Origin of the sequence: Mesorhizobium sp. YR577, from assembly GCF_900116595.1 — a bacterium.
Lineage (GTDB): Bacteria > Pseudomonadota > Alphaproteobacteria > Rhizobiales > Rhizobiaceae > Mesorhizobium_M.
This window is the reverse complement of the sequence record NZ_FPBI01000006.1, coordinates 256463-270361: the sequence shown is the minus strand read 5'-3', so window position 1 is coordinate 270361 and position 13899 is coordinate 256463. Positions and strand designations below refer to the sequence as shown.

General features: G+C 62.4%; 14 protein-coding genes. 5 read left to right on the top strand and 9 right to left on the bottom strand.

Annotated features, from left to right (window positions below):
* The first annotated feature begins 130 nt into the window (after positions 1-130).
* The 3 genes from BM413_RS11240 to BM413_RS11230 all read left to right on the top strand — a co-directional run bounded on the left by BM413_RS11240 (position 131) and on the right by BM413_RS11230 (position 2170).
* Entirely contained in the window at positions 131-1108 is a 978-nt protein-coding gene (locus BM413_RS11240; RefSeq protein ID WP_091913316.1) for a L,D-transpeptidase family protein, read from the top strand.
* A gap of 96 nt (positions 1109-1204) precedes the next feature.
* The gene (locus BM413_RS11235; protein WP_139238576.1) at positions 1205-1561 is read left to right on the top strand and encodes a hypothetical protein; all 357 of its coding nucleotides are present in this window, start codon (positions 1205-1207) and stop codon (positions 1559-1561) included.
* A 66-nt stretch (positions 1562-1627) separates the two neighbouring features.
* A complete protein-coding gene (locus BM413_RS11230; RefSeq protein WP_091913405.1) occupies positions 1628-2170 on the top strand; it encodes a L,D-transpeptidase in 543 nt (180 codons plus the stop codon).
* 87 nt (positions 2171-2257) lie between these two features.
* On the opposite strand, the gene BM413_RS11225 is transcribed toward BM413_RS11230, so the two are convergent.
* The 3 genes from BM413_RS11225 to BM413_RS11215 form a co-directional block, all read right to left on the bottom strand.
* Positions 2258-2698: a BA14K family protein gene (locus BM413_RS11225; RefSeq protein ID WP_091913311.1), complete on the bottom strand. Its 441-nt coding sequence runs from the start codon at positions 2696-2698 to the stop codon at positions 2258-2260.
* 290 nt (positions 2699-2988) lie between these two features.
* Positions 2989-3201, bottom strand: coding sequence for a cold-shock protein (locus BM413_RS11220; protein ID WP_024925394.1), 213 nt, complete (start codon positions 3199-3201; stop codon positions 2989-2991).
* Between the two features lie 378 nt (positions 3202-3579).
* On the bottom strand, positions 3580-3792 hold the full coding sequence (locus tag BM413_RS11215; protein WP_008835623.1) for a cold-shock protein: 213 nt from the start codon (positions 3790-3792) through the stop codon (positions 3580-3582).
* 399 nt (positions 3793-4191) lie between these two features.
* Between BM413_RS11215 and BM413_RS11210 the strand changes: the two genes are divergently transcribed.
* Entirely contained in the window at positions 4192-4707 is a 516-nt protein-coding gene (locus tag BM413_RS11210) for a Kazal-type serine protease inhibitor family protein (protein ID WP_091913309.1), read from the top strand.
* A gap of 95 nt (positions 4708-4802) precedes the next feature.
* On the opposite strand, the gene BM413_RS11205 is transcribed toward BM413_RS11210, so the two are convergent.
* The 4 genes from BM413_RS11205 to BM413_RS11190 form a co-directional block, all read right to left on the bottom strand.
* The gene (locus BM413_RS11205) at positions 4803-5063 is read right to left on the bottom strand and encodes a hypothetical protein (RefSeq protein WP_091913307.1); all 261 of its coding nucleotides are present in this window, start codon (positions 5061-5063) and stop codon (positions 4803-4805) included.
* A 195-nt stretch (positions 5064-5258) separates the two neighbouring features.
* The gene (locus tag BM413_RS11200; protein WP_091913305.1) at positions 5259-5678 is read right to left on the bottom strand and encodes a hypothetical protein; all 420 of its coding nucleotides are present in this window, start codon (positions 5676-5678) and stop codon (positions 5259-5261) included.
* Positions 5679-7015: 1337 nt separating this feature from the next.
* A complete protein-coding gene (locus tag BM413_RS11195; protein ID WP_091913303.1) occupies positions 7016-7453 on the bottom strand; it encodes a VOC family protein in 438 nt (145 codons plus the stop codon).
* Positions 7454-7572: 119 nt separating this feature from the next.
* Positions 7573-8172, bottom strand: a complete 600-nt coding sequence (locus BM413_RS11190) for a YdeI/OmpD-associated family protein (protein ID WP_091913301.1) — start codon at positions 8170-8172, stop codon at positions 7573-7575.
* Between the two features lie 284 nt (positions 8173-8456).
* On the opposite strand from BM413_RS11190, the gene BM413_RS11185 reads away from it, so the two are divergent.
* Positions 8457-8825 (top strand): DUF1428 domain-containing protein, encoded by a 369-nt coding sequence (locus BM413_RS11185; protein WP_091913299.1) that lies wholly within the window; start codon positions 8457-8459, stop codon positions 8823-8825.
* On the opposite strand, the gene BM413_RS11180 is transcribed toward BM413_RS11185, so the two are convergent.
* Both BM413_RS11180 and uvrB read right to left on the bottom strand, forming a co-directional pair.
* Positions 8797-10080, bottom strand: a complete 1284-nt coding sequence (locus BM413_RS11180) for an alkyl sulfatase dimerization domain-containing protein (RefSeq protein WP_091913297.1) — start codon at positions 10078-10080, stop codon at positions 8797-8799. The genes BM413_RS11185 and BM413_RS11180 overlap by 29 nt on opposite strands.
* Positions 10081-10346: 266 nt before the next feature.
* Entirely contained in the window at positions 10347-13769 is a 3423-nt protein-coding gene (gene uvrB, locus BM413_RS11175) for an excinuclease ABC subunit UvrB (RefSeq protein WP_244537837.1), read from the bottom strand.
* Positions 13770-13899: the final 130 nt, after the last annotated feature.

The following is a 13899-nucleotide window of genomic DNA, read 5'->3' as shown; positions in this document are numbered from 1 at the left end:
ATGGCAGCGATGATATGAACCGCCATGCCCGCAGTTCTGCCACACAATTATGGCAGGTCGAGGCTGGGTGACGGGTTTCCTTGGACGGATCGGGTTGGATTTGCTGCGTAGATTTGCGATTCTTTTGGCGATGGTGGTGCTCTCGGCAGTCCTTTCGGGCTGCGTGTCGAGCGTACTCGACGTCGACAAGAGAGCGATCCAGCCGATACCGGCCAAGCTGATGGGCCAGATGAATGCCAAGCAGATGAAGCCGTCTGATCCGATCCTGGTGCGCATCTTCAAGCAGGAAAGCGAACTGGAGATCTGGAAGCGTACGCGCAGCGGTCGCTACGCATTGCTGAAGACTTATCCGATGTGCCGCTGGTCCGGGAAGCTCGGGCCGAAGGTGCGGAACGGCGACCGTCAGGCGCCCGAAGGTTTTTACACCATCTCGGTGTCGATGCTTAATCCGAAATCGCAATATTATCTGTCGTTCAATCTTGGTTTCCCGAACCGGCTTGAAAGCGCGCTCGGCTACACGGGCGAGGCGCTGATGGTGCATGGTGCCTGCTCGTCGTCGGGCTGTTACGCCATGACCGACGATGGCGTCGCTGAAATCTACGCGGTCGCCCGCGAGGCGCTGAAGGGCGGACAGACATCCTTCCAGGTCCAGGCCTTTCCGTTCCGTATGACGGCGCAGAATATGGCCAAGTATCGTAGCGATCCGAACATCGAGTTCTGGAAGAACCTCAAGGAAGGCTACGACATTTTCGAAGTGTCGCGCCGCCAGCCGACGATTTCCGCCTGCGGACGCCGCTATGTCTTCGACGCGCAGTTCGAGGGCGGCGAGCCTGCCGATCCACTGGCTGCCTGCCCGCCCATGACGACGATCGAAGAGCCGGCCCTGCTCGCCAAGCGTGACGCCGAGATGCGCGCCATGGAGACGGCGATGACCACCAGCACGCCCGTTGCCGTTCATGCCTATTCGGATGGTGGCATGCATCCGAGCTTCCGGGCCATCCTGCAGCGCAACGGCGCCAAGGAACTCGCCAAGAAGACGTCGCGCACGCTGGTGCCGATCAGCCGACCCGATGCAGCGCTCGCCGATCCGCACACTCCAGGCGATTGACTTCGGGACGAGCCAAGCCGCTGATTTGACTGCCATTCACGTCTTTTTGATCGCGCGCTAACCTGTCGGACAGGGTTTTCATCGATAGTACGAAGCATGGGTAACATGCTGCTGCGATGCGTTGTGGGTTTCGTCGTGGCGCTGGTCATGACGATGCATGCCGGCGCAGCGGGTCGCATTGCATTTTCCGCTTTGCCCCATGAATCGGCACGGCCATGCGCGAAGGCGCAGCTCGCGGAGGCTGTTCTATCGGACGGCCAAACGGACGGCGATGAGCAGGAAGGCCGTCCGCCGCGCAAGACGTTCTGCAAGATAGATATGACCCATATTGTCGACGAGCCGGACGAAGCCGCGGTTCCGGCGGTACCTCTGGCGCGTCCGTTGGACGATTCACCTGCGGTTGCCGCCATATGGCCGGTTTCCGACAAGCCGCCGAACCTTCGAAGCTGCTGATCATCAAATCAAATTCGTGATCCACGTCTTCGAAGGGGTAAGACAATGTTCAATCGTCGTGTTTTCATGCTTGGCTTGGCGGCCAGCGCACTTGCACCAGAAGCGGCACTGGCCGCGAAACCAAAAAAGCAATTCGCAATCGATCCCAAATTCATGCCGCAGCTGGTCGATTTTCCGAGTGGCTATCCGATCGGCACCGTCGTTGTCGATCCGCGAAACAGGTTCCTCTATCTGGTCGAGGGGTTCGGGGTGGCGCGCCGCTACGGTGTCGGGGTCGGTCGGGCGGGGCTTGCCTGGTCGGGCAAGGCCGAGGTTGCCCGCAAGGCGAAATGGCCGAGCTGGACGCCGACCGCCAACATGATCAAGCGCCAGCCTGACAAATACGCCAAGTACTCCAACGGCGTCCCTGGCGGGCCTGGCAATCCGCTCGGTGCGCGGGCGCTCTATCTCTATCGCAACGGCCGTGACACCTATTACCGCATCCATGGCACGACGGAACCCTGGACGATCGGGACGGCGGTTTCAAACGGCTGCATCCGGCTGGTCAACGAGCATGTCGCAGACCTTTATGAGCGGGTGCCGGTCGGCGCGGCTGTCGTGGTTCTCTGACAAGAACTGGAACTGCGATACCAAAATGCCAACGGCTCCCCATGCGATTGCACGGGGAGCCGTTTTTATTGTCGCTTGCGGCTGGGATCAGCCAGCGTTGCAGAAGTGTTCCTGGCCGTCATAGCCGACATAGGTGCCCGACCGCGCGTCGAAGGTGCGGTAGCGGCCCTCGCAGTAGCGGTACCAGGCTGGCGACCAGGGCTCCAGCGGCGCTGCGTATTCCTGAACGTAGACCCGGCGGGGACGCTCGCGATAGACGCGGCGCGGCTCGACATAGGTGTAGTCCGGCTCGGCGTAGCGGTAGTCGGGCTCATAATAGCGGTAGCGCGGCGGGGGCGGCGGTGTATTCAGCGCGCCGACAGCCAGTGCGCCGACCGCCAGACCGAGCACGCCGGCCGCGAGTGCGTCGCCACCGTGGTTGCGGTGATGATAACGCCAGCGATCGTCTGCATTTGCCGCCGAAAAGGCTGTCAGCGTGGTTGCGACCACAGCGGTGCCAAGGATGGCGGTCTTGAGAAAGCGATTCATTTTGGTCTCCTTCACGCGAGCCCGATTTCTGGGGCGGGCCAAGCGTTGAGACGAGAAATAGGGCACCGCACCTGAATGCAGGCTGAACGGCTTTTATGTCTTAGTTAAGGTTTTCCGCTTTTCGGTGAATCTGGCAGCGAATGCGCCATGTCAGGCAAATACGGGCCGCTTTGCCTTATTGTCCCGGCCTCACGGCCAGGACATTCAAACCTTGTGGAGCCGCCAAACGGGCAATGCCGACGGCGTCAGGCGCCTGCGAGGGCTGGAGCCCCGGCACAGGCTGACGGGCCTCAACCGACCGTCAGATTGACCGCCTTGGGACCCTTGCCGCGCTTGTCCGGCTCGGTGTCGAATGTAACTTTCTGCCCATCTTCGAGACCGGGAAGGCCTGAGGCCTGTACCGCCGAGATGTGGACGAAGACATCCTTCGCGCCATCGTCCGGCGTGATGAAGCCGAAGCCTTTGGCATGGTTGAAGAATTTGACAGTGCCGGTCTGCGGCATGGGAAACTCCTTATTATCCCCTCATAGTCCAGTTCAGCCGGGACGAATCCCATGCTGTCGGACGCTTACAGGAGGAGAAGAAACAGTTTATCGCGCCGGGGCTCTGCCGAGGCCCTCTCGTTTCGCGATCCAGCCAGGAGTGCCTTGCAGCAACCCTCCCGGTGCAGGCCATTCCAGTCTCCGGGCCGGCAAATGCCCGAAGTCGAAATTTCTCCATTATTTTAGCGGTTGGGGCAAGCAAAAGTTTTTGCGCCCGGCGGCGGGTCGAATCGCACGCGGAGTTTTGTCCGGCGACAATTGCGGACAAAAAAGGCGAGACCGCGAGGTCCCGCCTTTTTCAAAAAAGCTGGAATGCCATCGCCGGGATGGCAGAAAGGCTCAGGCTGCGCTGAGGTTTACCGCCTTGGGGCCCTTGCCCATGCGGTCCGGCTCGACGTCGAAGGTGACCTTCTGGCCGTCGACCAGCGTGCGCAGGCCGGACGCTTCGATGGCGGAGATGTGGACGAACACGTCCTTGGCGCCGCCGTCAGGCGTGATGAAACCAAAACCTTTGGTTGCGTTGAAGAATTTTACAGTTCCGCTCTGGGACATTGGGAGAACTCCTTCACCCGTTTCGTTGGTCAGTCCCGGTCTTCCGTCTGGCGCCGGAGGCCGGGTTGGTGGCTGCTTGGCGGTCATGCATTGGCGCATGGCAAAACCCCCCGCCAATGAACGGGGCTGTCAGAGATTCACAGTGTCGGGGAAAGGGCTCGTGCAAAACGTTCCAGTCTCCGGGTCAGCAAACGCCCGAACGCAAAATTTATTGCACGGAAACGTGATCCTTGCAAGATGCCGGTACCGGGCGGAAAAACAGGGGCTTTGCAAAGCATAACGAAATCAGTCCCATGCACGGAATCCCGCAACGCCGGGGATTGCATTTAGCGGCAAAGTTGCGAGGATCGAAAAGCAGCGGCAAGCGTTGCTTTGGCGGATGGGGCCAAGGGAGAGGTCATGAATTTCTTTGCGACATTGTTTTCGCGCCGCGGCGCGGCGATCGTCGGCGCGGCCATGCTTTCGGCCTGTACCGTGGTCGAAGGGCCGGGTCCCGGCCCGGGGCCGTATCCTGGCCCGCGCCCGGAGCCGGGCCCTCGCTTCTGCACCCGCGAATACCAGCCGGTGTGCGCTCGCAGGGGTGGTGAGCGCCAGTCCTTCCCGAATGCCTGCGAAGCCGACCGCGCCGGCTTCCGCGTGATCCGCGACGGCCAGTGCCGTGGCGACGATGGCGGCGGTGGCATGGGGCCGGGCCCGCGTCCGCCTCGTCCGGAGTACCCGGGCACACGCCCGCCACGCCCCGAATATCCCGGTCCGGGCACGCGCCCGCCGAGGCCGGAACCTGAGCAGACCTTCTGCACTCAGGAATACAGGCCGGTCTGCGCGACGCGTCGCGGCAGCACCCGCACCTTCGGCAATTCCTGCGAAGCACGCGCGGCCGACTACCGCATCGTCGACCAGAACGGCCCCTGCTGAGGGACGGCTCACTGCATATGCCCTGCCGGACATGACCGGCAGGGTGCGATCGATGGCCCTCTTCGTTCCCGTCATCAGGCGCTGTTGACGCGATGTCATTCGGCCCGCCGAACATTGGGAGAAAGGCTTCGTTCGACTGGTGTCGGGTCACAATCGGAAACGCGATGAAAGTGCCGCGCCAAGCGCGCCCGTTCCGACACGTCATGTGTGCGGATGTCGGAATGGCAACCGCCGACCGGAATTGCCTGGATGTCGTCTTCTATGCTCGGAGGCGGCGACATTGCGGTGCTCGTGGCAGCAAAGCCGGCTGCTGCCGAAAGAATGAGGGCAAAGGCGGTGGGCGGGAATTTCGTCATGAAAAAGCGTCTCCGACTATATCGTCACAGCGCCGCACGCCCATCTGGAGGCAGGCCACGCTGAAGGTGTTCGAATCTGCGCGTCATGTTTGCCGAAGGCCGGGATCGGCTTTCGGCAAGCATGACGCGACAGGCCCAGTTTAACGGTGTGTTAAGCGGAGTGTTCTCCTCACGTTTCGTAACATCGCTGTAAGGTTAACGCACTGCGCGAACGGCCTGCTTCCCTGCGCGCCTGGGCTGTGCAGGCTGCGCCGGCACCAGTGCTTCGCGGGTGCTTGCCGCGCGGCGTTCCTCCAGTATCCAGGACAGGGCCATGCCCTCGCATACGGCCTCGAACCTCTGCACCAGAGCGTCCGGCCAATGCGCGCCGCAGGGTGGGCCTTGCTCGCCGATCGTCCCGGCCCGGCAAATGCCGCCGCGCCGGCAGGCGGCGTCGGCGCATTCTTCCGGGATGCCGGCATCGGTCGCCATGGCATGCAGGAGCGCCAGCATCTCGTTGCGCGGCCACTCGCGTGGCGCAAACAGCGCGGCGATCATTGCCGGTAGTTCGCCAACGATCTTTTCGATCTCCATCATGCGGTAGTCGGGGTAGGGGCGGTTGGTGATTTCGGACATTGGGTTCTCCTTTGGGGTTGGGGGTTGGCGTCCCTCCCCCTTGAGGGGAGGGTGGCCCGAAGGGCCGGGTGGGGTCGCTGCGGCAGTGCTCGACGCTTCTTTGCGTTGAACTCGGCATGAACGCCCCCCTCTGGCGCTTCGCGCTCCGGCCCTACGCTAGGGCTCCGGGCGTTCGTCACTCGAAAAGCCAAATCGTTGGCTTTTCGTTCGCTTCGCGAACCGTTCCTCACCCCCTCAAGGGGGAGAAGGAGAGGCGCGCTTCATCATCGCCACGCCCGGTTTTCACCGTCTGGCCATTGTCAAAGATCGGGAAGCGGGGCGCTTGGCCGTGCCTTCCTAATGTTAGTACGTGGCGCGACTTTCGCGCGCCGCTCGGTGTCTGTCCCGAAGTTGGCCGGTCACAACGCCCGCTCCATGTACATTCCATGGACAAGACGCCGCGGGTTCTCCGCATCCTGCGCGATCTGCCCTTGGTCCTTCCGCTGCAAGCTTATCACTTGCAGCTTCCAGCCAGGGCATGCGGCCGCAGGACGCCGGCCTGTGTCGGGCCCTCGGGTTCCTGGCTACCACACCAGGGCGGGAGGTCACCGCCGCTCTCCCCGATCCCGGTTCCAGAACCCGGTCCCGCAAGAGCGATGGGGAGGATTATGTGCGAGGTGTCTTGGGGTGGGGAAAGATTGGAGGTGAAAAAATGTGTGGGGTGAGTGGAAACAATGGGTTGAGGGGAAATTGGGTGGAAATCTTTCCCCCACAGTTTCCGCTGGTTTCAGCTTCGGCAGTTCTGCACCGCAGTGAACTTCATTGATGTTCCGGCATGGATTCCCGACACTCTCCGCTCGTTCCTCGCTCACGAGGTCGAGAATGACGAGCTTGTTGTTTGCCCGGGCGGCAAGCCGCCGACGTTGGAGATGGGCTGAGCTTGCTGGTTGCCCGGTGGCAAGCCGCCGACGGTGGAGATGGGCGGAGCTCGTTGGTTGCCTCGCCCGCAAATCGTCCGAGATCGGCAGCGATTCTTAGCTGCCGTGCCGGCAACTCACCAAGGCCGAAGATTAGCGGCAAGCCCAAATGCAATTCGTCATTCTCGACCTCGTGAGCGAGGAACGAGCGGAGAGTGTCGGGAATCCATGCCGGAACCGAGACGAGCTTCGGCGGTGCAGAACGCGCGTCAACATCAGGACCGGGCCGTGCTTGACGACGATCAGGCTAATGGGTCCCGGATAACCTCCGCTTCGCTCCGGTTTCCGGGATGACTGCGGAGAGGCACAGTCTTCCCTCATCCTTCGACAGGCTCAGGATGAGGGAAGAAAGGGCTCAGGATGAAGGCCGAGAGTAGCCCGTCAGGCCTGCTTCACCGGCGCGTTCATGGCCCAGTGGATGCCGAAAGGGTCGCGGAGCTGGCCCCAGCGGTCGCCCCAGAACATGACGTCGAGCGGCACTACCACTTCCATGCCGGCCTTGACCGCGCGGTCCCACCAGGTGTCGATGGTGTCGGTTTCGAGCAGGAGCTGCATGGTGTAGCCCTGCGGCGCCTGATGCGGATGGCCATGCTCGGGATAGGCGTCGCACAGCATCAGCGACGAGCCGTTGATGTAGAGATGGACATGCATGGTGCGGCCCTGCTCGTCCGGCGGAACGGCGAAGACCTGCCTGGCGTCGAAGGCCTTGGCGTAGAACTCGGCCACCTTCAAGGCGCCGTCGACCTGCAGATAGGCGACGAGGCCGCCAAGCACTTTCGGTGCCGGCTGTTCGAGGGTCTGGGCGGTTGCTTCGGACATGAAAATCTCCTGTCGTTCGGGTTGTGCCGTGCACGGCTGACACTATGACGAACGGGGAGGACGGAAACCGACAGGCGGTGGGAGATTTTTTGCTGCCATAAGGTGGCGGGGCTTCCGGGCTACTTCTCCCGTTGCGGGTAGATCGTTTCGCCGCGTTTGAGCATGTCGACGAAGGCGGCGATCTTCTTCCTGCGGCCGGCTTCGGTTTTCATGTTATGGGTGCGGAACGCCAGCGCGAAGCGGTTCTGTGCGCTGAGTTTTGCCAGCATCGCCTTGGCTTCCGGTTCGGCATCGATCGCGGCCTGAAGATCGTCGGGGATCTTCATGTCCTTGCCGCTCTTGTAGGCGCGGTCCCAGCGGCCGTCGGCCTTGGCGGCTTCGACTTCGCGCAGGCCATGCGCGGTCATGCGGCCCTCCTCGATCAGGCGGGCGACGTTGTCGACATTGATCTGGCTCCAGATGCTCTTCTTGCCGCGCCGCGTGTAGCGCTGCAGGAAGCTGTTCTCGTCGAGGCCCTTTCGTATCGCATCGATCCAGCCCCAGCACAGCACGACATGGATGGCCTCGACCGGCGTGATGGATTTCAGGCCGGAATTCACCTTGTGAATCCTGATCCAGACTTCGTCTTCACTGTCGTGATGCTGTTCGAGCCAGCGATAGAACACCTCGGCAGTCTCGAATGCGTGAACCTTGTCCGGATCGACCTTGAATGGTGCCATGGGCGGAATGCTCCTGTGCGGAAGACTCTGTGTCAAGCGGGACTGGCAGCGGCATGGAGCGCAAACCAGTTCTTTTTAATTCCTAGACTGCTTGCAAAACAAAATCAGTTATGGCATTGCTTGACTGGTTGTTAAAAGCAATCAGTTTGGAGGATCGAGACCGCGCAGTTTCTTCATGTCTTCACCTCGCTCGCTGGCGAGGAAGCAGAAAAATGAAGAAACAATGTCGGAATCGGCCTCGCTGAAACGTCCTTTGGACGTCAAACCGCAGAGGAGATCGAAAAATGTCTTATGTCGACGGGTTCGTGCTTGCCGTGCCGAAGAGCAAAATCGACGCCTACAAGGCGATGGCAAAAGTGGGGGGTGACGTGTGGATGGAACATGGTGCGCTGGCCTATGTGGAATGCATCGGCGACGATGTGCCCTATGGCGAGCTCACCTCATTTCCGCGCGCCGTGCAGGCCAAGGACGACGAGGTCGTCATCTTCTCATGGGTCGTCTATGCCTCACGCGAGGACCGGGATGCGATCAGCAAGAAGGTGATGGCGGACACACGCCTTAACGAATTCATGACCGACATGCCCTTCGACGGGAAGCGCATGATCTTTGGCGGGTTCCAGAGCTTTATGGCGCTGGAACAGGGCGGCCTTTAGATCGCTGCTCGGCTTCGCGTTGGTAGACGGCGAGGAAGGCCTTGCCCATGAGCGAGCTCTCGCCGTCGATCGCCTTTTGCAGAACCGTGGCGCGGATGGCCTGAATGCTCTGATCCTCGGGGGCGGCTGCGCCGGCGAACTCGGCGAGTTGCACGGCGAGGCGGGATTGTCCCGCCTCGGACAAGGCTGCTGCCCGTTCGGCCAGTTTTCTTGCGCCGCCGACGAGACCGGCCAGTTCCGAAGCGAGGTCGGATGCCGGAGCCGGCTTGAGATGCGCCGGGTTGCCGTCGAACCAGCCTGCGTAAAAATGATAGATGCTTCGGACCAGGAATTCCGGGTCATCGTATTTCGCGAGCAGGTAGGGTTTTGCGAGAAATTCAGCGGGCATCTTCACCGCTTGAAGAACCTCGTCAAGCGTGGCGCCCTTGTTCATCAGCGCCAGCGTCTCGCGCACGAGATATTCGAGCGCTTCGGCGCCATCCGCCAGTATCTGCTTTGCCCGCGCCTCTCCGAAAACCACCGGGCCATGGCCGGGGATTAGGACCGCGGGCCGAAGCTGCTCCATCTGCCGGAGCGCGACGGCCCATTCCGCCGCGTAGCGCTGCACCTTGCGGGGATTTCCGGCGTTGGGAAACACCCAGATCACGAAATCGCCGCTCGCCAGAACGCGCCGTTCGGGCAGCCAGACGAATGTGGCGTCGTCTGTTTCCCCGCGGCCATGAAAGAGCTCGATCCGCTCTCCTCCGACGGTAAGCGACGAGGTGTCGTCATAGACCTCGTCGGGGCGGCGCTGGCCGATTGGATAGACGTAGCCCGGCATGTTGAACTGCTGGCCCTGCACGATGCTGTTGAAGCCGTGCGACGCCTCATACCGCTCCATGCGCCGCTTCACGTTGCGATGGGCAATGATCCGGGGACGCGAAACGCCTCTTGCATCGGCCTCCGCGTCGATGGCGGTGACGCCGCTCGTGTGGTCGATATGGCCGTGGGTGAAGATGACGGTGTGGATCGGGCCGTCGTCCCAAGAGCGCACGACATCCAGCGTCTGCTTCGCCGTGTCCGGCTTCGCGGTGTCGATCAAGACCAGCCCTTCGGACGTGCGTATCGCCGTCACGCTGCCGCAGAAATAGGTGGTGTGGACCGTAATGATATTCTCGGCGACATGCGTGATTGCGCCGTGCGAAACCGCGGCGGTCCATTCCTCCATCTTGGCGCTGCCATCCCAAAGCCGCTCAAACAACGGGTCTTGGGTCATAGGAAATCCTCAGTGAAATCGTGTTGGCGCGAATGGAAACCGGCGATGCGGTTATTGCGCCGGCCGACCCGAGATGGTTCTAGTTCTAGGGTGTCGCGACTGCTGGTTCGCAGGGGTTGTCGGCGGCGGCAACCTTCACGTTCCCGCAGTCTGCCTCTTGAGTAACTACCGGATCGTTCCAGCCGAAGAACATCACGCCCAGAATGCTAAGGCCCATCGCCATCGCTACCCAAATCCCCGGTTCTCGCCACTTGGTTGCCATGCCGCTACCGCCCAGGCCGGCCCGTCTTGCCCGGACGCCGTTTCTGGCGGCGGGCATCAGTGGGGTCTTCGTAGGAGCCTATGCCGGCGCGCTCGCGGTTGATGGGTTTGGGGGAGTTGTCATCGGCCGCGTCGGCGCTGCCCCTCATCCGGCCATCCGGGCCACTACCCGGGGCCGAGCCGCGGGCCTCGGCCCGTCCCTCGGACCCCCGTGAACGGGGAGAAGGAAGATCCGGCTTCGCCGGCTTGACTCCTTCGACCGGCTTTTCGGTGCGGCGGACGGTCATTTCGTCGAGCGAGTTCTTCTTGAACAGCGATTTGTGGGCATCGTCGGGCAGGCCGTAATCGGCACCGTGGGCTTCCTGGGCCGACTGCTTCTTGAACAGCGAGCGCGACACTGCGCCGGCGGGTGTCGTCGCGTCGGTGCCGGGTCCCATGTCGTCGAGCGAGGGTTTGGCGAAGAGCGGCTTGGATGGCGGCGTCTTGCCGGCGCGGGTGGTGTGGTCGCCGGCGCGACCCATCTCGTCCAGCTCGGGCTTGGCGAAGAGCGACCGGCCCGAGGCCGCGCGCTGCTTGGTGCGCTCTTCCTGCGGGGAGGGCGCATTGTCGTCCACCGCGCGGTGGATCGCGCGGCCCTTGTTGTGCTTGCCCTTTTCGCGGCCGGAAACCGGGCTTTCCATGTCGGCATATTTGGCCAGCGGATCGTCGGAGACGGCCAATTCCATTTCGCGCAGGCGCTTGATCTCGTCGCGCAGGCGGGCGGCCTTCTCGAAGTCGAGATCGGCGGCGGCGTTGCGCATCTGCTTGTCCAGCGCTTCCAGATGGGCCTTGAGATTGTTGCCGACCATGTTGCCGTCGGCGGCGAAGTCCGAAATGTCGGCGCGGACGTGGTCCTTCTCGTAGACCGAATCCAGAATGTCGGAGATGCGCGACTTGACGCTTTCGGGGGTGATGCCGTTGGCCTCGTTCCACGCCACCTGCTTCTCGCGGCGGCGCGCGGTCTCGGCCATGGCTCGCTCCATCGAGCCCGTCACATTGTCGGCGTAGAGGATGACCTTGCCGTCGACGTTGCGCGCGGCGCGGCCGATGGTCTGGATGAGCGAGGTTTCGGAGCGCAGGAAACCTTCCTTGTCGGCGTCGAGGATGGCGACGAAACCGCATTCGGGAATGTCGAGGCCTTCGCGCAGCAGGTTGATGCCGACCAGCACGTCGAAGGCGCCGAGGCGCAGGTCGCGCAGGATCTCGATGCGCTCCAGCGTGTCGATGTCGGAATGCATGTAGCGCACGCGGATGCCGTTTTCATGCAGATATTCGGTGAGGTCTTCGGCCATGCGCTTGGTCAGAACCGTCACCAGCGTGCGGTAGCCGGCCTTGGTCGTCTCGCGGATTTCGCCGACGACATCGTCGACCTGGGTCTTGGCCGGGCGGATTTCCACCGGCGGGTCGATCAGGCCGGTCGGGCGGATGACCTGCTCGGCGAAGACGCCACCGGCCTCCTCCATCTCCCAGCCGCCGGGAGTGGCCGAAACGGCGACGGAAAGCGGGCGCATGGCGTCCCATTCCTCGAAGCGCAGCGGGCGGTTGTCCATGCAGGAGGGGAGACGAAAACCGTATTCGGCCAGCGTCGCCTTGCGCCGAAAGTCGCCGCGATACATGCCGCCAATTTGCGGAATGGTGACGTGGCTTTCGTCGACGAAGACGAGTGCGTTGTCGGGAATATATTCGAACAGCGTCGGTGGCGGATCGCCGGGCCGGCGGCCGGTGAGGTAGCGCGAATAGTTCTCGATGCCGGCGCAGGAGCCGGTAGCCTCCAGCATTTCGAGGTCGAAGCGGGTGCGCTGCTCCAGCCGTTGGGCTTCCAGCAGGCGGCCGGCCTTTTCCAGTTCGACAAGGCGGCCCTGAAGCTCTTCCTTGATCGACTTGATCGCCTGGTTCAGCGTCGGGCGAGGCGTGACATAGTGCGAATTGGCGTAGATTTTTACGCTTTTCAGGTCGCCGGTCTTGTGGCCGGTCAGCGGGTCGAATTCGGTGATGCTGTCGATCTCGTCGCCGAACATCGAAATGCGCCAGGCGGAATCCTCCAAGTGGGCCGGGAAGATTTCGATCGTGTCGCCGCGCACGCGGAACGAGCCGCGCACGAAGTTGATGTCCTGGCGCTTGTACTGCTGGGCGACGAGGTCGGCGAGCAGCGCGCGCTGGTCGAGGCGGTCGCCGACCGTCATCTGGAAGGTCATGGCGGTGTAGGTCTCGACCGAGCCGATACCGTAGATGCAGGAGACCGAGGCGACGATGATAACGTCGTCGCGCTCCAGCAGCGAACGCGTCGCCGAATGGCGCATGCGGTCAATCTGTTCGTTGATCGAGGATTCCTTCTCGATGAACGTGTCGGTTCGCGGAACGTAGGCTTCGGGCTGGTAATAGTCGTAATAGGAGACGAAATATTCCACCGCGTTTTCGGGGAAGAATTTCTTGAACTCCGAATAGAGCTGGGCGGCCAGCGTCTTGTTGGGCGCGAGGATCAGGGCAGGGCGCTGCGTCTCCTCGATCACCTTGGCCATGGTGAAGGTTTTCCCGGAGCCGGTGACGCCGAGCAGAACCTGCGTGCGATCATTGTTGCCAACGCCTTCGACCAGATCCTTGATCGCGGTCGGCTGGTCGCCTGCGGGCTCGAAGTCCGACACCATCTTGATCGCCACGCCGCCTTCGGATTTTTCCGGGCGGGCAGGGCGGTGGGGAATCCACATCTCGCCATTCTTGTGCAGCGGGTTGCCGGATTCGATAAGGGCGGAGAGTGCGGCGACCGTGGCGGTAACACCGCCCGAAGCCGACATCTTCTCGGCGTCTTCCAGTGAAATGTCGAGGCCGGCAACGGGATTGAGGCCGGCGGCCGAACGTTCGCGGGCGGTAGCTGCGCCGCCTATGGAGGTGCCGCGCGCCGATTTGGTGGGAGCGGACGAGCGCTCGGGGACGCGCTTGGGCGCCTTTCCCTCCCCCTTGAGGGGAGGGTGGCCCGAAGGGCCGGGTGGGGTCGTTGCGGCAGCGCTCGACGTTCCTTTGCGTCCAGCGCTTCCTGTACCGACCCCCTCTGTCGCCTGCGGCTCCTGCCCTTCGCTATGGCTCCGGGCGTTCGTCGCTGGAAAAGCCAAATCGTTGGCTTTTCCTCGGCCTTCGTCCGACCGCTTCTCACCCCCCTCAAGGGGGGAGATTCGCTCTGCCTCCTTCGAAATCTGCTCTGCCCAATCCGAAATCGAGCCGGTAAGCGGTGCGCCGGTGAACTCGGCTTGCGGCGCTTCGGAAAAGCCCTTGCGCTCCAGCGGTTCGGCGGCATCCATGAAATCGGTCAGCGCGCTGCGGCGCACGCCCTTCGCGGGGCGGTCGTCACGAGCGGCCGCTTCGCGCGGCGATTTCTTGTCGGGAGATTTGGCCATGACCGGAATATGGTGGGAGTCCGGTAAAATGAAAAGAGAAAGGTACATGAAAGGCAGGCGCAATGTTCGGCTGCTGACAGTAGGGTGTCAGGAGTCGGCAGTGGTTTGACGCGACAAACAAGCTGCGGCC